Source organism: Allomesorhizobium aridi (assembly GCF_043769475.1).
Taxonomy (GTDB): domain Bacteria; phylum Pseudomonadota; class Alphaproteobacteria; order Rhizobiales; family Rhizobiaceae; genus Allomesorhizobium.
Window position 1 is genome coordinate 376,176 of sequence record NZ_CP171729.1, and the last position, 20,098, is coordinate 396,273.

The window sequence follows — 20,098 nt, forward strand, 5'->3', positions numbered from 1 at the left end:
CAAAAAGGAGGAAGCATGCAGGCGATAAAACCGGTCGTAACACCGGCCGAAAAGCGCCCAATCGCAGTGGACCTGCAGGTCGTCAGCAAATGGTTTGGTAGCCACCAGGTGCTGCGCGAGATCACCTTGCAGGTACGGGAGGGAGAACGTGTCGTGATCGCCGGCCCTTCGGGCTCGGGCAAATCCACCATGATCCGCTGTATCAACGGGCTTGAGGAGCACCAGAAAGGGACAATCGCCGTCGAAGGAATCGAACTTACCGATCGGCGCGATCAGATCGAGAAAGTGCGCCGCGAGGTTGGGATGGTCTTTCAGCAGTTCAATCTGTTTCCGCATCTCACGATCCTCCAGAACTGCACGCTGGCGCTCAAAAAGGTCCGCAAACTGGCGAAGCGTGAAGCTGCAGATGTCGCCATGCATTTTCTCGAAAAGGTCCGCATTCCCGAACAGGCCCACAAATATCCCGGGCAGCTCTCTGGCGGCCAGCAGCAACGGGTTGCGATCGCAAGGTCCCTTGCGATGAGGCCACGCATCATGCTTTTCGACGAGCCCACATCGGCCCTCGATCCCGAAATGATCAAGGAGGTGCTGGATGTCATGGTCTCGCTGGCAGAGTCCGGGATGACGATGCTCTGTGTGACGCACGAGATGGGGTTCGCGCGACAGGTTGCAGACCGAGTGGTCTTCATGGATGTCGGCCAGATCGTCGAAATCGCTGAACCCAAGCAATTCTTCAGCAATCCGCAACAGGAGCGCACCCGCGACTTCCTGCGCCAGCTTTTGCACTAAAGCGTTCAGAAAGGAACGTTCGTGACAAAACCGAGGATATTGATGACCGGCGCGACAGGATCCGTAGGCAAGCTCCTGCGCCCGCTCCTGCGCCATAGCTTCGACATGCGCTTGACGGGACGCGAGACCATCCTGGACCTTGCTGAAGGTGAAGAGTTCATGGCGGGTGATCTTGTCGATCCGGCATTTGCCCAAAAGACCGTCGAAGGCATGGATGGCGTCATCCATTTGGCCGGGCTTGTCGCGCCGTCAGTAACATTCACGCAGACTCTTGGACCAAACTACCAAGCCGTCCTCAATCTGCTCGAAGCCTGCCGCCAGCAGAAGGTTGGCCGCTTCGTCTTCGCCAGCAGCCATCATATCATCGGAATGCTCCCCGCGGACCGCCCCTGGGATGGTGATGCGCCTGTCGCGCCTGACAGTTTCTACGGTCTCAGCAAGGCGTTTGGTGAAGCTGCCTGCGCAATGTACGCACGTCGCTTTGGCATCCAAACGCTAGTCGTGCGGATCGGCAATGCGGATCCAGAAATCGTTGATGGGCGCCGGGAGCGCATCTGGACGAGCGGTCGGGATCTCGCCGACCTAGTGACGCTAGGTCTCACGCACCCGGAGCTTGACTATGCCGTGGTCAACGGAGTTTCCCGTTGCGACGACGCTCTGCTTGGGTTCGAAACGGCTGCTCCCTTCGGGTACGAGCCAAAGGACAGTTCCGCTGGAAACAGAGCCTCACATTTCAGATCCAGGGAGACCCTGACGGCGCAGGATGGCGCAGCATATGTCGGTGGCTTTTTCGCAGTGAATGAACTCCCCAATCCGATGGTGCCCAAATGAAGATCGTTTCAGCCGAGGTATCTGTCGTAGAAATTCCATTTCGTCTTCGCGGCAGCGGTGTTGGCATCATGCCGACTGCCTGGAAATCACTCGAATTCTGCCTTGTTCGGCTTGAGGATGAAAAGGGCAATGTCGGCTGGGGCGAAGGGTTCGGTTACTTTACCGTCGACGCCACCAAAGCGATCATTGACCGGCTCATCTTACCCACCCTGGTGGGCAGCGAGATCGACGACGGCGACATCGCCAGTTGGAATTCCAGAACACAATGCGCAATCCACATGTTCGGCCGCTATGGCATCACCATCTTCGCCGTCTCCGGCGTGGACATGGCACTTTGGGATCTTGCAGCGAAACGAGCCGGCGTTCCGCTGTACAAGCTTTTGGATCCGACTGAGACACGCGCCAGCATTCCGTTCTACGTGAGTCTTGTCCGCTACGGCGACGCCAAACTCGCCGCGCAAACCTGTGACGAAGCGCTCGCGGAAGGTTTCTCGTCCATCAAGCTCCACGAGATCGGCCTCGACCAGATCGAGGCATGCCGATCGACGATAGGACGCGATCGTGACCTCTGCGTTGACGTGAACTGCAACTGGTCGGTCACGTTCGTCGAGGAAAACCGCGCGCGGCTGGACAAGCTCAATTTGACGTGGCTGGAGGAGCCGATCTTTCCGCCTGAGGATTTCGGCGCGTTGGCAGGGCTTCGCGGGCGTGGTTTGCAGATCGCCGCAGGCGAAAACTGGTGCACGGCTAAGCAATTTGCCGACGCCTTCGCCGCGAACGCCGTCGACATCGCACAGCCAAGCATTACCAAGGTCGGGGGCGTCAGCGAATATCTCTCGGTGATAGCAGCGGCAGAACGGAAGGGCGTGACGATCATGCCGCACTCGCCTTACTTCGGCCCAGGCTTCTTCGCCAGCCTCCATGTCGCCGCCGCAAGAAAATCCGTTCACGCTCTCGAATACAACTTCGTTCAACCGGATGCGTGGCTGGCCGATGTCGAGGGCTTGCGGCACGGCGACAAGATCAATGTACCTCAGCTTGCCGGGATCGGTTTCGAACCGGATCCCGGCGTTCTGAAACACTATCGTCGCGCTTGAGGAGCCGGAAACGATGATACCTAACAAGATCAGGCAACTATGGGCCGAGGGAAAACCAGTCATCAACGGATGGCTGTCGACGTCATCTCCCTTCATTGCCGAAATAATGGCGCATCAAGGATACGATTCGCTCACCATCGACCTACAGCATGGGCTGGTCAGCTACGAAGCTGCCACGTCCATGCTTCAGGCCATGGGGGCAACCGGCGTGGTGCCGCTCGTTCGGGTGCCGTGGCTCGACGCAGGCGACATCATGAAGGCGCTTGATGCGGGGGGATATGGGGTTATCTGCCCCATGGTGAACACCCGTGCTGAGGCCGAGCGTCTTGTCTCTTACGTGCGCTATCCTCCCGAGGGTGTTCGCAGTTTCGGTCCAACCAGGGCCAATTTTTCTGCCGGCGTAGACTACGGCAGCAATGCAGACCGGGAGATCCTCTGTTTTGCCATGATCGAGACCGCGGAAGCCTATGCCAATATCGACGCCATCGCCTCCACCCCAGGTCTCGACGGCATCTACATAGGGCCGGCCGACCTTACGCTTGGTCTTACCGGGAGGCGCTATCCGACCGGTTTCGACCGCCAAGAACCGGAAATGACCGAGGCCATTCGCCACATACTTGACCGTTCTCACAAGGCTGGGATTCGGGCGGCGCTGCACAACGGCAGCGCCGCATACGCGGCAAAAGCAGTCTCTTGGGGCTTCGATCTAGTGACCATCTCCAACGATGTGCGTCTACTGGCTGGCGCGGCAATCGCAAGTGTCACGGAAACCCGCAGACTGATCGGCGAGAGTGCTGCAGCCGGACTAAAGATTGATGGAGGATACTGATGACCGCGAAACCCATGATCCGCACGCTTGCACCAACCCGCGTTGTTGGCAACGGGGGGACCCGAGTTGTTGTTAGCCATGGCTGGATGGCCGACCACACCTTGTTTGACCCGCTTGTTGAACTGATAGATCAGGACATCTTTACCTACGCTTTCATCGATTGCCGCGGATATGGCGCCCGCCGGGACGAGGAGGGTCCGATGACCGTGGAGGCGGCGGCCGAAGATGCCATCGCCGTCGCCAATCACTTGGGTTGGGAGCGGTTTCATGTCGTAGGCCATTCTATGGGCGGGATGGTCGCGCAACGACTGATGGTCGACGTGCCAGGTCGCCTACTTTCTGCAATCCTGATCGCGCCGGTTCCGGCCTCGGGCGCAAAGATCGACGACGACCGACGCGCCTTGCTCGTGCGTGCTGCGCACGAAGCCGACATCCGTCGTGGCTTGATCGACATCAACACAGGCAAGACCCGGAATGACGCGTTTCTCGATCATGTCCTCGCAATCAGCCTTAGCTCGACGACCGCAAAGGGACTCGAGGCCTACATGACCTCATGGACGACCACCGACTTCGCCGACAAAGCGAGGGGAAATCTAGTCCCCGTTCTGACTATCATTGGCGAACTCGATCCGGGCGCGCAGCCGCAGAGGATCAAGGACACTATCCTTGCCTGGTATCCGAACGCCAGATTGGAGCAGATGAAAGGTGTGGGCCACTATCCGATGCAGGAGGATCCCGTCGCACTTGTTTCAATGATGTACGAGCACTTGAAGACTGCGCAGCCTCGCGAAATAGGCATCATTGGTTAACCCGATCGGATATTGCGCTGCTAAGCGTGTTATCCCTTCAGTCAGGAGCATCCGATTAACGAACGGCCGCTATCGGGGCGCCGAGCCTTCGGAAGAAGGTCCGGATCGGGTCATGACATGCCGTTGTATGCCATTCTGAAATGTGTTGAGGGTGAGTCCAAACTGATGCAAGACGATCGCAGCTTGAGGGCAGCCCGTGAGAATGTTGCCAGTTAGGCGTGCTTTAGATCATTCCTCCTCTTGGTCTCTCGGTTCGCCAGACCATACGAGAACATACGAAGGAAATGGGTTGGCGAACCAGCTGCTAACATATTGATTTTCTGTAGGAAACGTTGACCCTCGGCGACTAATATAATCGTTGTCCATCAATAGTTTACGAGGCGGTTCGCCAACAGATCGACAAGGAGCGGATTCAGCCAATCGCCAATGGCACTTGTTTTCATATACCGAATGGCAGCTTCGCGCCCCCATGTCGGTCGTCCGGATGCTTTCTGGTACCGCCTTGGAAGCGGACGTTGAATCGAGCTGTTGCGCTCCGTCGCCGCTGACTTTAGTTGATCCCTACGATCGAGACGCGATATTCGGCATCGAACAGATGCATCAGAACGCGCATGCTGCAGCCGGTACGGCGGCGGATCGCTTCTTGGCGGACCTTTCTCTCTTGCTCGGGCGAAGCGGTCGTTCCGGGTTGGGGCGAAGCGATCCTTGTGTGTTCTGCCGCGGCCCAGCGCGTCCCGTCCTTTTGGGTATCGACTTCGCAGAGATGGATCGGCGCGATGTCGTTCAAGAGCGCCTCTGTTCGGCTCGGCGAAAGACGCCAGCCCAACGGCAAAGCCAGTTCCGCCTGGGCGATCCGGTGTGCGTAAAATCCGTTGTCGACATGTACGGTGACGTCCAGCGCCGGATTGCGCTGCCGTTCCTCAAGGCCAGTCAGAGCCCGGCGCGCTTCGCCGACACGGGCGCCTAGCAGCGCCAGGAATGGATCGGCGATTGTCGGATCTGCGGCGGGCTTCACGTCCACCGTAGGATCGGCCGCAAAGGCGACGTGAGCCAGAAAAAGCGGCAGCCGGCAGCCGCTCCAATTGGCTTCGCTCATGAATTTCGCGGCGAATATAATCTCGAGGGTGGGGCAGTTGTCTTTGCCCCACGCTTTGCCCCAGGATACCGACTGGGTATTCCTCAAGGCGGAGATCAAATTCGATGCCGTCAATGCGCCCGTGTTGTCGGCATATCCGCCGTCCACGAGAACGCGGCTCGCCACGCCATCATTGAGCACCGCCGATTGCGTCAGGAACGGAAAACGTGCGCTGGTCACAGCCGCATGAATGATCGTGTCCTGGATTGCCGCGTCGGACTGCTTTTCGGCTATCGAGAACGTCTGGACGTCGCCGGAGCCCTGGAAACGGATCGGTGAAAAGACGACGCGCGATCCTGCACGTGCGTCGGTCGTCACAAACAGCAGAGCGGCATCTTCGGGCTTGTTGGAGAGCGTGTCGCGCGCCGGCCCCAGAGCGTGCGACAGTGTCTCGGCAAGAGTACTCCCGCCATCCGGAAGTGTATTCCAAAAAGGCATCAGCCAAGCGATTGGCTGACGGAGGAGCAGATTGGCGAGAACAGGCGAGAGCAGATCCGCGATGATCGTGTCGGGAACGTTGTTCGGCGCAACCTCGTCACGACATTGCGTATACGCCACCGGACGGCTCAATGCGCGTTCCATGACGAAACCGAGCGCGCCGCCCGATACGCCGATGGTCGCGAAGACATGCGTCTTCAACTGCGGACAGTAATGCGTGAGCGCCCGATAGCCGAGAAAACTGTGTGCGGCCGCATATATTCCGCCGCCCTCCGCCGACATGATGATCAAGGGCAGCGGCCGCATCGCCTTTCGATATCGATCGATGGCGTCGTTGCGCGCTGCCAGCCAGGTGTTGAGCGCTTCTTGTGTGTTGCGGCCCCGCTGGCCTTTGCCGACCGGGATTGTGGCGAACTGCTTATCAAAGGCGGCGACCGCCAGCCAAACCAACAGGAAATACAGCGCAGATTTTGGGTGCTGCAGGATCGCTGTGATGATCAGGGTAAAGAGCAGCAGGCCGAGCGAGAAGATCACGAGCGGCCCGAGCGCGATCGGAAACCCGACCGGATCTAACGCGAGATAGAGCACGAGCACACCGTAGAAAAGGCCGAGAAGAACCAACACAGTCCCTTTACGCGCGACGATACCGGGCGATGAGAGCGGCGACCATCGGGCCATCGCCCAGCCTGCGAGAATGGCGGGGACCGATAGAAACGCGCTGCGTGGAACGGATAGGACGCCGAGAGCCGCGAGCACTACGGCCGGAAGTAGGCAAACGACCGTATCGCAGATCGAGAGGCGCGTGTCATCGAGCCGGACCAAGACGATGACGAACGGGATCAGCGCCAGGATGAAAAAACCGCCCGCGATGCCCGCATATTGTTTCTGGTCGATCATGGCGACAAAACTATCGGTCAGTTGAGCCGGATGGATCAGGCACAGCAAGATGACGACGGTGCAAAGGAATAACACAGGGAGTCGCCGCACGAACCATCCGCGTATAACAATGATAAGGAGAAGCAGCCCGGCGGCGGCGAGCCCTGCAAGGATGCTGAAACCCGTCGAGGGCATCGCTCAGATCCCGCAAAGCCGTTGCACGAGACTTTTGAGAACTCCCGCACTCGGATCGGGCGGGCGAAAGCGGTTCACGATCGGCGCATACATGAACTGCAGCTTGCTGCGCAGCGGCCCGTCGATGGAGAGCGCGGCGGCGTCGAGCGATGCCGAACTGTAAACCACGAAGCCGCGGATATCGCCCTTCGCTAGATCGACGCTACGGATCAATTCGCCGAGGGCCAGCCGGAGATTGGCCGAGCCAGTGAATGTCGAGCCGTGCACAACGACGACGTCAGGATCTTGCGCGACTACGTCCGGCGCTATGCGGGCGGCTTCCGATTGGCCGGGCTGCCGCTGAGCCGACGAAGCCGGCACATACGGGTAGGGCGAGAGGACGTAAGGCGCCCTGATCAGCGCATCCACCGACTGCAGAGCTCTGCGCTGGTGGTAGTCGATATGCGTCACCCGGCAATTGTTCGTTTGCGCGAAGGCTGCGAACGGTAACAAAGTTCCCGCGATGAGGAAGCCGAACACCCGGTGCCGTCGCGCCAGGGTGCATAAAACCCCGGCTACGCAACCGGCAAGGACCTTGGTCGGAAAACGCGTTGATGGAGACCAGTTGCCCATTGCACATTCATTTAACCGGCTCTCAATTTGCTTCCGTCCTACTGCGAGGCGCGCCTGATATTACGTGGGCGTTGCTGCGTGGTCTAGAGAGCCGTGCGTTTGACAGAGTGGATAAGTTGGCACCAGAGGCAGGCGGTGTCCGCTTCAGGACGGCACCCTCTTGAACCACTTATCAAATTTGCCAAGCGCACCCCACGCGGCCAAACCGATAAGCAGCGGTTGTGCGTAGGGAACAAATGGCACAAGAGGCGTCAAAATTTCTGGCAACGACCCCGTACTGCCTGCCGTACCTAACACTTGCGTTAATATCGCTCCTATCGCTCCTATTGCCGTCTTACGTCCGTCGAGAAGTTTGCCGACGGTTTCTCCCAATGCTCCATTCACTGTGGTTAGTGGCGGTGTCACCGGGTTAATTTTCTGCTCGTCGACCTCCTTCAGGAATATCTCGATATCGCTCAACCGCTTCGTGAGTTCCGAGCCTCTCGCCGGATCACCACCTACAAGCCCAGAGAAAGCTAAGATCATTTTTCTTAGCTCTTCGATTCTTGCGACCAGGCTCTCAGTGTTCAGATCGGTCCCAAGTACGGCGGCATCATTTCTAAGATCGGGTGCAATCGGAATATCGTCAGCCACTTCAATCGAGGGCGAGGCGGTGACCAGGGCATTCGCCGCCATCCGAACGTCCTCAAGACGGTTCATCCAGCCTTTACCGAAGGTAGGAAAGTGATGAAGGCCACGCAGGAACTGCTCCTGAATAGCAAAAAAGTCCGCCACTACCCGTCGGAGATCGACCTTTGCGACCGCGGCCAGCGTCTCTTTTCCGATCGCGCCATCGATCTCGATAGCAATACCTTGACGGCTGATTGCCGTCTGAAGAAATGTTGCGCCTCTCGATGGTCCATGAAGTACTGCTGCATTGTGCGCAGCAGCGCAGAGGGGCAGCGGCAAGTCATCTCCACGAATTATGTCGTAGTAGAACGCCTTCATTATCTGCCACGCCTCAGTCCGCGTAAGTGCCCTCACTTGGGCCTTGCTGACTGGGCCGCCGCGCCATCTGGCGAGCGTCGCGAGTGTAATGCCCATATTTGTGGCACCGCCGGGATCCGCGGGATGATCAACATATCCGCCCTCCCATTTGTCTACGATCGGCTGGACTCTTGCAAATTGAGTCGTCCGAGTGGTTCCCGCCGAACCTGCGAAAGGGGTAGCAGGTCGGGTAAGGTCCATGCTGTCCAGGTAGTCCATATCAAGCCCCTCCCTAATCGTATCTATGGTTTCAATCCCTATTTCCTCGGATATTTCGTCGCTGTCGAGCGCTGGCCTGTCGAGTAGGGTCGGAGCGGGTGGAGCATTGCGGCCCCACTCGATTATCGAGAACTGGAGATTCTCAGCCCAGGAGGAGTCACCGCCCTTGGGATAAATACCAGCCCGAAGCTGCGAAGTATTCAGGCCCGCCATCTGAAGGTGCGGAAGTTCCCAACTCAGGGGCTCCAGGCCATGCGCGCGCCCTACCTCGTGCAATCTCTCCCACGACTTGGCCTTGGTGCCCGTGGTCTCCCAACTCCACTTGCCGTTGATCCGCAATACGAAATCAGCAGCAAGTCCGTACTGATGATAGGATCCCCACGCGCTAGCCTTCGTAACAATTTTTCCCGGAGCTGTCCTGCCTTGGGAGAAGAGGAATTCTTGCCTTTTTGGCGAACGATAGGCCTCGAATATTTCGAATGGATGCCCTTCCTCGATCAGCTGCTTGTGCGTTGCAAGAACAGCTTTCCTCAGTCTGGGATGCAACGCGCCAAGTTCTGTCTGACGCTCGTGCGGACTCGGCATTAGACCCCCCCATCGCTACGCAACAAACCCCTTTTTTCTATAGCCTGCCATGAAACTATAATCGCCACAATATCCACTGTGCAAAAAAAAGATCTATGACCCGAATACGCTCTTGGTTAATCTAAAAACCAAGCAAATGATCGAAGGACGTGAGCGCTGTTTATTGCCAGTCCGAATGCTGCCTAGGGAATCTTGGAATGGTTCCAATAAAAGGTGTCTTTCGAGTTCTTTGCCGGTTGCCCGATCGAGAGGATACCTCCGGATCGCTAGTAAATCTCAGCGTTTACCGGATTCGAACAGGTGGTCGACAGTGCTGGCCAAACTTAGCACTACGGGGGTGTTGATGGGCAGAAATCTTGTTGTCCTGGCAACGGGACGGGCAACAGCGCCGCTAAAGCTGTTCAAGACGAATGTCTGGCGGATCTACGAGGCGCTCGAGCTTGGAACGAGGTTCAGCGCGGTGGCGAAGTCGCGCGTTTCCTTGGCCGTGTAAGGGCTGCCGTTGTCCGACAGGTGCTCGATGGGGTGCGGCGCCCGCACGGAGCCAAAGCGCTTCTCGACGGCTTCGAGCATCATGTCGCGTACGTCCGAGCCGCTGATGCCGGCACCGCTCACGGCAGTCCAGGCGATGATCTCGCCGTTCCAGCAGGCGAACTCCAGGCCATCGGAGCACCAGCGCAGGTTTGAGCGCATGACCATCACCTTGCCATCGTGAATGCGACCTTCGCGGCGGCCGGTGTGAGGCTCCAGAAGCAAGGCCGACTGCTGCATGATCCGATGCACCCGCTTGCGGTTGACGATAGGCAGTCCTTTTCGCGTCAGTTCCCGGTTCACCAGTGCGGTGATGCGCCGGTAGCCATAGGTCGGCCGCTCGTCGACGAAGCGGCGGATGAGCGGCAGCAAGCCCTCGTCGTCGGCCTTGCGATAGGCGCCACGCGGTCTGGTTCTTCCGGTGCGCCTGGAAAGGAGGTTGGAGCGTGACACGCCGAGCACCTCGGCGACCCGCTCGAGAGCGGCCGCAAGGTCGGTTTTTTTGCCTGCGATTTGGCGAGCGCTTCCTGGAGGATCTCGTTCTCCATGGTCTTGCGGCCCAGCAGGCGTTCCAGCTCGCGCACCCGCTCCGCGAGACGCCGAACCTATGAACTGCCGACGACGGGTTCATCCGAACTCACTGCTGCCGCACCTCCCTCGCTCAACAGACGGCGCCAGCGGTAGAGAAGATTGGGCGCCACATCGTTGCGCCGGGCAACGGATGACACCGTCTCGCCCGGCTCGAAACTCTCCTCGATGATCCGCAGCTTTGCTTCCGTCGACCAATGCCGACGGTGGGGCGACGCCGGTGATCACCTCGATGCGCTGATAGTCCTCGGACATAAGCCTATCCTCAAGCCTGTGCTTGAGCCTTTCTGCTATGCCGGGTGTCCTATCGAAATGGGGGCAATTCACTGTGACAAAACAAAACCATAACCACGGAGTATGCGTGCAGCGTCACAAAAGTTGGCAGACAAGCACACCTCCTGAACCACGCGCAAACAGCTTTTCCCCAAATCCTGGTGCCCGAACGTCCCGCTGAGATCTATATGAGCGTGGTGCTGTGCTCCTGGCCGATGGTCGATGTGGTCTGTACGCAACAGCCACAAGCATCAGGAAGACGCAGCGTGAAGCGCTGAACCCCGGGTTTTGACGGAGGCCGTTTGGGTTAAGTTACGCTGCCATGGCCGGCTCTTGCAGCATAGCGTAGTAGCGTTCCTCGCTCGTAAAGTTGACCATGCCGTGGAAATTGCCGAGATTGATGCTTTCGCCATGCAGATCAAATAGCTCGTTGGCATGCGCGGGCGCGGCCAAGCCGAGCGCCGCAAGAACATATCGGCACACCTCACAGGCCGCTTCTTGTCCGTAGCAAAATCAGACTACCTCTACCGTAGACGGCGACGCCGCGGTGATGCATCCTCAACTTGCACGGATTAGCCCACGACGTCACTCCGGCACGGGATTAATAATGGGGGCAGGCGGCGAAGAACTTGTGATCCTCGTCCACGGAACGGGCGCGTCGCAGCGCGGCCCGAAAGGTGAAGAGCGCTGGTGGCAACCGGAGAGCGCCTTCGCACAGGAAATGCTTACCGAGATCTCCAGGCAAGTCTCGGACGATGCGGATCGGCACTTCCGGCTAGAGGCCTTCGTTTGGTCGGGCGCCAACTCCGAGCTTGAACGGCGGATCGCCGGCCAGACTCTCGCCGAGCGCCTGAGGGATCTGGAAGGCAGACGTATCCCCTTTCACCTTGTCGGCCATAGTCATGGCGGCTCGGTCATTTTGCACGCGCTGCAGCGCATGCTTCGGGATGGGCGGCCGAGATCGCTGCGGAGCTGGACCACTGTCGGCACCCCCTTCCTGATCTTCGGCGACAGAGGTGCGTTCTACCTGCTGCTCTTCCTGTTCCTTTCGCTCTTCACGGTCGGCCTGACCTACCTCCTGCTTGGCTCGTTGCCTGCCATCTACTGGGCTGAGCTGGGACGCGTCGTCCGCGACGCACACCCCCTCGCTCTCGTCAGCGTGCTTGCGGGCGGTACGGTGGCGGTTGCGCTGGCGGCCTATTCGCTCGTGGTGTTCACCCTCCAGCTATGGCGGCGCGTGCGTTCCCGCTCGCGACAGCTCTCAGCACATGACGCTGTTTTCCTCGGCGAGCGGTGGCTCCCGCTGATGCATCCAGAAGACGAGCCGATCAACGTCCTCCGCGCGTCGGTCATACAACCAGCGGAGCCGTTCATGCCGCGATTGAAGGCAGGGCTCGGCGCTCGGGAAGCAGGGAAATTCGAGAGCGTGCGCGAGAACGAGCCCGCTGGCAGGAAGCCCGTCAGCCCGCCGATCACACTCAGCACCGTAATAACTGCTGCGGTGTCGCTGGTCACCGCGCCGTTCTACAACAGGATCGTAGCTCCGATGCTGGACCAGTTCCTGTGGGAGACCGTGAAACAGGTCGCCCAGGGCAAAGATATCGCGGGCGAGTACCTGATTCGCTGCGACCGTGCGCCTCCCGAGCTCCTCGCTTATTGGAAAGAGGGTCCGCCGGACTTTCTCGCCAAGCTCTCGACCCTGGCGGACTCCTCGGCGGCATGCACCGCACGATCCATCCGCAGCCGGCTTGCAGCGATAGGCGAAGGAACCTCTTCTGTGTCTGCGTTGAGCAACGCGCTCTCCTGGAGAGAAGTGGTTCACACGGCCTACTTCGAGCCGGGATGCGGCGTCGCGGCGATCGTTGCGCAGAGGATAATCCAGAACGGCGTAATTGTCGGGGCGGCTCGGCCGACACCTTCCGCGCCAGCAGCAGAACCGGCAAGCCGGAAGCAGCGGCCCTTCCGGCCACGATATCTGTACCTGGCACTGGTCGGCGCGGCGGCCGCGTTTTGCGCTGCAGCGTCCCTCTCCACCGTAGCCGTCGAACGCGCATGGCTCTGGCCATACACGAACGCCTTCCAGATCGATCGGATCTACCGCAGCCTGTTCGAGGCGCGCGCCACATCGTTGCGCCTCATGCACGGGCTCGACAAGATTCTGATCCGCTGGGTGCTGCTCGACCGAACCGAGGAGGCGATAATCACCGCATTGCGACTCGACGACATGATCCGATACATGGGCGCGAACGCCAGGCTCGAGCGACTGCAGGACGTCGCCTTCGCCATTGGCGCGAAAGGCTCGGCGACGGATCTCGCTCTTCTCCTTGGCAGCGACGTTTGCGCGAAGAGCGAAGCCTCCTGCCTAGAGGATCTGAGCAAGAAGGAAGTGACTGCATATCTCCTGGCGCACGCGGCTGCTGGCGGAAGGGCAGCGGGAAACGGCTTCCAGCGCATTCCGGAGAAGCAGCTCGAGGAGATCGTGTCAGGAGCGAGCCGGGATACCTGGTCGTCGGGATATCTCGTCCGCGTGATGCTGCATTCGGGTGCCTTCGAATTGGCGGAGCGCTTCGCCGAGAGTGATTCATCGTTTTGTGACGGAGTCAAGGATTGGGCGCGTGAGTCTCCCTACCGTGTCCCGACAGATACGATACCGAGCAAGCTGCGAAAATGTCTGGACGAGCCGATTGCGGACTATGTCGCGGGCCAAACCTACGCCTATCGGAACTACTTCTCGTTTCCTTCGACCGTTCTGCGCCAGGTTATCAAGGCCCTTCCGAGCTCCCAGTTGAAGTCCTGCAAATCAGAGGTTCTTGGCGCCTTCCATGCGATGAACCGTTGCGAGGAGGATCGGGCGAATCTCACCCCCATCTTCAAAGACACGCAGCAGCTCGCGCTTACTTATGATCCGGGGAGGTCGGCAGATGATCTGCTTAAAGAGATCTCCATCTACGGCAGCCGGTACGGCAGTGATCTGCCGTCCTGCCTCTCTCCGCTCGACGAACGGATCTCGGACCTGCAGCTCTGCCTTCGGCCGGCAAGAGACCAGATGTCGCCGGATACTAGGAACGAAACTCTCGTCCCATCTGCTGAGGAGGAGGACCGTCTTTCGTGGTGGACATCAAATGTCTGGAAGGCAGCGGCCGAGCAGCAGTCCCCGATCTGCGGCGAAGACACCTTCGGACTAGGCAGCGGATATGGCCACAAGATGCAGGCAATGAACGGCCGACTGAACGAGCTCACGCCACAGGACCGTGAGGAGGTGAAACGGCTGGTCGCGCTTCGGACCGATTACGTGCTCCAACAGCCGCAGTTCATCGATCCCACGGCTGCTGATAGCATGGACATGGCCAACGCCACGTGCGGATGGGCCAGCTTGGCGCTGGCCTGGACATGGATCGGGGATGAAAAGCAGGCCACGAATCTTCTCAACGCAGTGCTGCCAAAGCAGTCGTTAGCCTCCGGCACCCAGATGCTCGACTTCTATCTCGGCATTGCGGATGCCCTGGCCAAACGCGCGCCCGCGCAGGCCAAGCGGTTTCTCGACCGGTCCTTCGACCTAGTGGACGACAACGACCCTGCCTTGTTTTTCAAATCGAGTGACGGATCGATCGACGAGTCCTTCGCCTATGGAAAGTCGGACATTGCCCGGCTCTATGCCGACATCGGCGAGTATCGCCTCACGGCGGCGACGAACGACAGGGTCAACCAGTTCAACGAGGGTGCTGTGTTCGCCTATCTGACCATCCTCGATTCGGAAATCCGAAAGGCTGGGCGATTCGGCGATGCGGTGCTGAAGGCGGCCTTGCTGTCACCGCGCCCACCCGGCTTCCGGCTGAACTGACGCGCCGGTCGAAGCTCGCCATTGTCGCTTTCGTGCCGGGCCCGAGGGTGGTCCGAAAGAGGGCGTGGTTGCTGGCCGTCTTCTGGCGAAGCCGCTGGTTGTGCCCTTCCCTGACCGGGCTAAGAGACCGGTCTAATAGGGCCGATAGCCTGCCTGCTTCCTCCCGCTCACCTTCTCCGCCGCCGACCCTAATGTCTTTTCTGCCGTTCTGGTCGCGCAGAGTGGACCGGCAGGTTCCGGCCTACGGTCGCGCTTCCTTCGATGAGATACGTGGTGCTAAATTGCTCGTCGTTGTTTTACGTTCGGGTATACTTTCATTCTCCGAAATACATTTTTGATTGAAGCATAAATGGCAAATGTCATGGAACGGCTATCAATCTTGCAAGAAATTAGATAAGGATTGGAGCTGCGAAATTTAAGCGCGGGGGCGTTTATGCAGGGGACGACCAAGTCATCCACAGGAGCATCAGCCGACAGCGAATCTGATACCGTCAAATTCGATCAAGTGCTTAGGGACGAGTACGAAGCAATCCATAAGCGACGTGGCGATACAGGCGGCGCCGCCAGACCGGAAAATCTATTCGGCGTCGCGTTGTCGGGTGGCGGAATCCGCTCCGCATCGTTCTCCCTCGGCGCACTGCAGGCGCTGCACCTCTATGGCCTGATCCCGAAAATCGATTATCTGTCAACCGTTTCGGGCGGCGGTTACATCGGGGCAAGCATGGTCGCGGCGCTGACCCGCCGCGCTGTAGGCGATGATGCAGCGCCGGCCAGTGGCCTGTTCCCGTTTGCAGATACGGACAGCGGGAGCGATTCCAGTGAAGTCAAGCATCTGCGTGACAACAGCAAGTTCCTGGCGCCTGACGGGCTGAGAGATCTCGGGCTATCGCTGGCAATCCTCCTGCGCGGTCTGATGGTGAACTTCCTGCTGCTGCTTACGGTGATGTTGCCGTTGGCGACATTGCTCATCCTGGCCAACCCGACCACCGCGCATCTTGATCGCAGCCTGATTTCAGATTTGCCACCTTTCCTCGCCTGTCCGAAATACCCGGAATCTGGTGCAACCAAGACCTAATCAAAAGTGGTGCCTGGCAATGGCTGCGCCCCTACATCAGCGATCCATGGATTATGAGCAAGCTCTTTGCTGCCGCTCTTGGTTGCTGGCTCATCGGGTGGGCGCTGGCGCGATCCATTGTCGATTTTGCAGGCGGTGCGAGGGCGAGAAACCTCTTCGAGCCTTCGTCTCAGGGCGCCGGGAGAGGCCGCTTGCTGCTGATCCTGCTTTGCGTATCGATAATCGTCGAGCTGCAGCCCTATGTGATCGATCTTGCGATCTGGTATCAAACGTCGCCGGATGTCGGCGTCACACTCAAGGCGCTGGCAACCAGCGCTGTTGCCTTGATCGCTTCGACAGCGGCTTTCCGCGGCATACTGATTGGTTGGATTGAGCGAGCGCTAAACTCCCAGAAGATAGGCGCGCGGCTTCAAGGGCTCCTGGCGCAATCCGCTTTCTATGCCTTGGGGTTGGCGCTGCCACTGCTGCTCTACGGCCTGTTTATCATGCTGGTGGCTTGGGGAATCAAGATCCAGCCGCCATTAGGCTCGGAACCGTCGCTGTTTGTCGGGCTGCTTGTCCGCCTTGGTCAGGCATTTCCAATGCTGGCGAACCTCTTGGGCTCATGGGGTATTACCTTGGAGCAGCCAAGCCGGGTTATTGCGGGGTATGCGCTCAGTCCACATTGGTTGATCGGCGACAACCATTTCTGGTTGCTCGTCCTTGGCACTGCCGTGTTGATGGGCACCTCATGGTTCATCACCTATAAATCATACAAGCGAGAGGAAGCCGGCGAGGAACTAAGCTGGAGGGAGCGGCTCGCTTTCCTTGGCGACCGGTTACGTCCGCCCAAACTAAGGCCCCTGGTCGCCTTGTACGTTGTCGGCGCATTGCTTGCTGCCGCCTTGGTTGCGGCGGTGGTTCGACCCCTGGACGCCGGCGATCAATGGCCGGTGCTGTGGAATTATCTGGGGCTGACATTTTCAGTCTGGCTTATCACACTTTTCTTCACGGAAAATGCAAACGGCCTGCATCGTCTTTACCGTGACCGGCTTCAGGCCGCGTTTGGTTTGGGCGAAACCGAGGAAAAGGGAATGAAGTTGCATGAACTCAGCGAACGAGCGCCGTATTTGCTGGTAAACGGGACTCTGAACGTCAAGCGTTCTAAGCGAAACACGACCACAGCCGACGAATTTGACCCGGCCAAACGAGGCAGGGATGCCGAGTTCTTTGTGTTCTCGAAAAAGTATGTAGGCAGCGATGCGACAGACTACGCGGCGGCAGATCGGTTGACGAAATGTGAAAATCAGCTGGATCTGGCGACAGCAGCAGCGATATCCGGTGCTGCCGTTTCCTCCAGTATGGGTCGTATAAAGATCGGCCTGCTTGGTCCGACGTTGGCAATGTTGAACCTACGGCTGGGCTTTTGGCTCACGAATCCGAAGAAGTTGTTCTACTGGGAGCAGTTTCGGGGCGACATCGATGCCTATCGCGATCGGGTTGTGAAGCAGGCTAGACTGAAGTCCGAGGCCGAGGCCGGACAGGCCAAGAAGGCCGAAGAAGAGCGCGGCTGGGAAGAGTACATGCGGCTCTATCTGTTCCAGGAGGCCTTCGGCATATTGAGGTCCGACAGCTCGCGCATTTACATCACCGATGGCGGGCATCTCGACAATCTCGGCCTCTATCAGTTGCTGAAGCGCAAGTGCAAACTGATCATCGTCGTCGATGGCGAAGCCGATCCGGGCATGAACTTCGGCGCATTCTGCGATGTGCAGCGCTTTATCCGGATCGACGAGGGCACCCGCATCGAACTTGATTGGCAGCCGATTCGCGACACCGTTATCCAGCGCCAGGCGGACAAGGTGAAACGAGAGCCGCTTGGAAGCTTGGCTCACCTGCGTCATTTCGCGATCGGCCGCATAGCGTATGCCGACACGGCGAATAAAAAGGAAGAGGGACTGCTGCTCTATGTCAAGGCCGCGGTGAGCGGTGACGAGCCCGATTATGTGCTCGACTATGAGCGCCGCAACCCGCTGTTTCCACACGAGTCGACGGGCGACCAGTTCTTTTCCGAGGAGCAGATGGAGTCCTATCGGGCTCTCGGTTTTCACTCCGTGAAATGCGCCCTCGATGGTCTTGATATCAAGGACAAAAGCGAAGCGTACAAAATCCAACAAGAGCGTATCGAGCAGTTCCGAGCTAACCTGGAAGTGAAGAACTACATTGATGATTGGCGGCAAAGCGCACAACGGGAGTCAGTCAAAGGCAAGAAAACTCGAAAGATACGGCGAGGGTCACCAGTAGGGCTCTTTGGGGCGGCTCGCGGACCACGGCAACCTGTCGTTCTGTCAAGTAATGCAGCTGCCGAATCGCTTGATGATACGAAAGCGCAAGTTAGTAGGCAGCGCGAAGATAGCACGGACATGCCAACCCCTGCAGATACGAAGTCAAGCAGCAAGAATGGCGATCGAGGGACCGACAAGCTTGAGGGACGGCCACAAGTTCCAATTGAGCAGAACGAATAGGCACCGAACTCATCCAGAGACCAACTGTTGGCGCCAGGTTGAAGGTATGCTCCTTAGTGCGCTTGCGAATGTACGCCTAAGCCTGATTTCGCGGGCGCGCCATTCGTTCCTCGTAGTCGTATGCGGTCAAGCGTCATGATGCTGCGTTGAGTCCTGCAACTGACCGATCAATCGAAAGTCGTTGGATAGAGCTGGACAGGATTGTACTAATAGTCCAGTAATTATTGTGGCGAATAGTTTGGGGGAATCGGTGGGGAAAAACCTGGCCGCTTTTGCGCATGGGGCGGAGATTGCGCGGCGCAGCTCTACAATCACCCTCGGTTGGCCCTCAGCCAAGCGATTGATCTTGGGAACTGGCCAAATCGCCGAGTTTTGCGACGGCGTTGAGACCCCGGCCCAAGCATCTCTCCGCCTATTTCCACCCGAAAACGATTTCGATAGCGTGGAAGATTTGGTGTCGTAGTCCGTAGCCTACCCAACAGGGGCAAAATTATGGGACTGAGCAACGGTGTCCAAGCTAAAGTAAGAGCACTCGGAGCGGTTGTCGCGATGGCAGCGATGCTAACAACTAATGTTCCGGCGTCGTTCGCGCAGGACGCGTTGCTTTCACCAAACGACGTGTCGATCCTGTTCCCGGTTCCCACGTCCCTGGTGGACCTATCGAATTTCATTTCGATTGCCGACCTTGCGGATGCCGGCGGCGCTCCGTTGGTGAAAATTGAGGACTTCGACAGGTTCGTCGCCATCGCGGAGGGTGATGCCAGCAAGATTGTCGATGCCGCCGGCGCTACTGCTCAAATCGGCTTTCCTGAGGGCACCAAGGATATGAAGGCGTGGTTCATAGCCGGAATCCGCCTCGATGTTGGTGCCCCGGGCCTTTCGGCGACCATAATGGATGCGTTTGGCCAAATCCCGCAGATTCGCCTGATCATCCAGCCGGTAACGGAGAGGGACGGCACTCTCAAAATTCACGACAGGGCGGCGCACCTGACATTCAGCTTTGCTTTGAAGGCGGCGGACGAACAGGAAACATGCCCGATCCCGATGATGAAGAAGATCGAACCGAACCTTCCGGGTTTCCGCGCCGTGCTTTCCGATTTCGTGGCCTTGCGCGACGGATTGGCAGGGGGCCGCTTTGGTGGTGTTCAGGTGACTACGACTGGCCCGCTCGACGTGCATCCGGGATTCAAGGGTCTGTCCCAAAAACCGTTTCGGGACGCGATAGAAGCATTGTTGGAGAAGCACTTGAAGTCATCGCAGTTGGGCGCAATGGCGGCGATGGGTTTGCCCAAGACCGCCCCCGAACCCTGGATATTTCTCGCGATGAAGGGTCCCAATACCGGAGATCTGGCTGCATTCCCAAGCCCCGCTCTCGAAAACCAATCAAGGGCGCAGTTGTTGAGGTTCTTCGGCTCGAAGAAGGTTTTACCCGAACCGAAATCCGACAATCAGAACGACACAATGACGAGATGCTTTCGCCTGCCAAACGATCGCAAGGGCGTTTCCACGGCCGAACTGTTCGACAGCGCGGCGACTCCGGCACGGACCATTGAGGTCACCGGTATCATCGCCGATCCAACGAAAAGCCATTTCTTCAACACTGACTGCGTGAGTTGTCACACCGAGACGCGGCTTCTCAGGGCCAAGGTCCCTGAGAAGGTGATTCCCGGAATTGTCGAAGCCGTCTTGCCGAAGAGCCGCTGGAACGTGCGGAATTTTGGATGGGGTCCGGAAAGCGCGGGCTTCAGGCCGACCATCACGCGCCGCACGGCTACCGAGACTGACGAAGTGGTCAAGGCGGCGAACGAGTTGTTGTAGGACAATAGGAGAGCCGCGCGAATTCGG

The 20,098-nt window shown here is 58.6% G+C and carries 14 protein-coding genes and 1 pseudogene; 9 read left to right on the forward strand and 6 right to left on the reverse strand.

What is annotated here, in order from left to right; all coding sequences use genetic code 11:
- Window positions 1–15 precede the first annotated feature (15 nt).
- The 5 genes from ACG873_RS03740 (at window position 16) to ACG873_RS03760 (ending at window position 4,355) form a co-directional block, all read left to right on the forward strand.
- Complete coding sequence (locus ACG873_RS03740; RefSeq protein ID WP_394890502.1) at window positions 16–789, forward strand: amino acid ABC transporter ATP-binding protein; 774 nt, start codon at window positions 16–18, stop codon at window positions 787–789.
- A 42-nt stretch (window positions 790–831) separates the two neighbouring features.
- Window positions 832–1,620, forward strand: a complete 789-nt coding sequence (locus ACG873_RS03745; RefSeq protein WP_394890503.1) for an NAD-dependent epimerase/dehydratase family protein — start codon at window positions 832–834, stop codon at window positions 1,618–1,620.
- Window positions 1,621–1,688: 68 nt separating this feature from the next.
- Window positions 1,689–2,717: a mandelate racemase/muconate lactonizing enzyme family protein gene (locus tag ACG873_RS03750; RefSeq protein WP_394890504.1), complete on the forward strand. Its 1,029-nt coding sequence runs from the start codon at window positions 1,689–1,691 to the stop codon at window positions 2,715–2,717.
- 13 nt (window positions 2,718–2,730) lie between these two features.
- Window positions 2,731–3,546, forward strand: coding sequence for an HpcH/HpaI aldolase family protein (locus tag ACG873_RS03755; protein ID WP_394890505.1), 816 nt, complete (start codon window positions 2,731–2,733; stop codon window positions 3,544–3,546).
- Entirely contained in the window at window positions 3,546–4,355 is an 810-nt protein-coding gene (locus ACG873_RS03760) for an alpha/beta fold hydrolase (RefSeq protein WP_394890506.1), read from the forward strand. Before ACG873_RS03755 ends, ACG873_RS03760 begins: the two co-directional genes overlap by 1 nt.
- A 550-nt stretch (window positions 4,356–4,905) precedes the next feature.
- Here the strand turns inward: ACG873_RS03760 and ACG873_RS03765 are convergent.
- From ACG873_RS03765 to ACG873_RS03790, 6 genes and pseudogenes are all read right to left on the reverse strand, one after another.
- Entirely contained in the window at window positions 4,906–6,900 is a 1,995-nt protein-coding gene (locus ACG873_RS03765) for a hypothetical protein (protein WP_394890507.1), read from the reverse strand.
- A gap of 102 nt (window positions 6,901–7,002) precedes the next feature.
- The gene (locus tag ACG873_RS03770; RefSeq protein WP_394890508.1) at window positions 7,003–7,449 is read right to left on the reverse strand and encodes a hypothetical protein; all 447 of its coding nucleotides are present in this window, start codon (window positions 7,447–7,449) and stop codon (window positions 7,003–7,005) included.
- Between the two features lie 306 nt (window positions 7,450–7,755).
- Entirely contained in the window at window positions 7,756–9,441 is a 1,686-nt protein-coding gene (locus ACG873_RS03775; RefSeq protein WP_394890509.1) for a glycosyl hydrolase 108 family protein, read from the reverse strand.
- A gap of 441 nt (window positions 9,442–9,882) precedes the next feature.
- Window positions 9,883–10,815, reverse strand: a pseudogene (locus ACG873_RS03780) (transposase); the annotation flags it as partial.
- Window positions 10,816–11,145: 330 nt separating this feature from the next.
- A complete protein-coding gene (locus ACG873_RS03785) occupies window positions 11,146–11,286 on the reverse strand; it encodes a hypothetical protein (RefSeq protein ID WP_394890510.1) in 141 nt (46 codons plus the stop codon).
- A 322-nt stretch (window positions 11,287–11,608) separates the two neighbouring features.
- Complete coding sequence (locus ACG873_RS03790) at window positions 11,609–11,974, reverse strand: hypothetical protein (RefSeq protein WP_394890511.1); 366 nt, start codon at window positions 11,972–11,974, stop codon at window positions 11,609–11,611.
- 36 nt (window positions 11,975–12,010) lie between these two features.
- On the opposite strand from ACG873_RS03790, the gene ACG873_RS03795 reads away from it, so the two are divergent.
- The 4 genes from ACG873_RS03795 to ACG873_RS03810 all read left to right on the forward strand — a co-directional run bounded on the left by ACG873_RS03795 (window position 12,011) and on the right by ACG873_RS03810 (window position 20,071).
- Window positions 12,011–14,674, forward strand: coding sequence for a hypothetical protein (locus tag ACG873_RS03795; protein WP_394890512.1), 2,664 nt, complete (start codon window positions 12,011–12,013; stop codon window positions 14,672–14,674).
- A gap of 433 nt (window positions 14,675–15,107) precedes the next feature.
- Window positions 15,108–15,749, forward strand: a complete 642-nt coding sequence (locus ACG873_RS03800) for a patatin-like phospholipase family protein (protein ID WP_394890513.1) — start codon at window positions 15,108–15,110, stop codon at window positions 15,747–15,749.
- A 191-nt stretch (window positions 15,750–15,940) separates the two neighbouring features.
- Window positions 15,941–18,253, forward strand: a complete 2,313-nt coding sequence (locus tag ACG873_RS03805; protein ID WP_394890514.1) for a hypothetical protein — start codon at window positions 15,941–15,943, stop codon at window positions 18,251–18,253.
- A gap of 549 nt (window positions 18,254–18,802) precedes the next feature.
- Entirely contained in the window at window positions 18,803–20,071 is a 1,269-nt protein-coding gene (locus ACG873_RS03810; RefSeq protein WP_394890515.1) for a hypothetical protein, read from the forward strand.
- Window positions 20,072–20,098 lie beyond the last annotated feature (27 nt).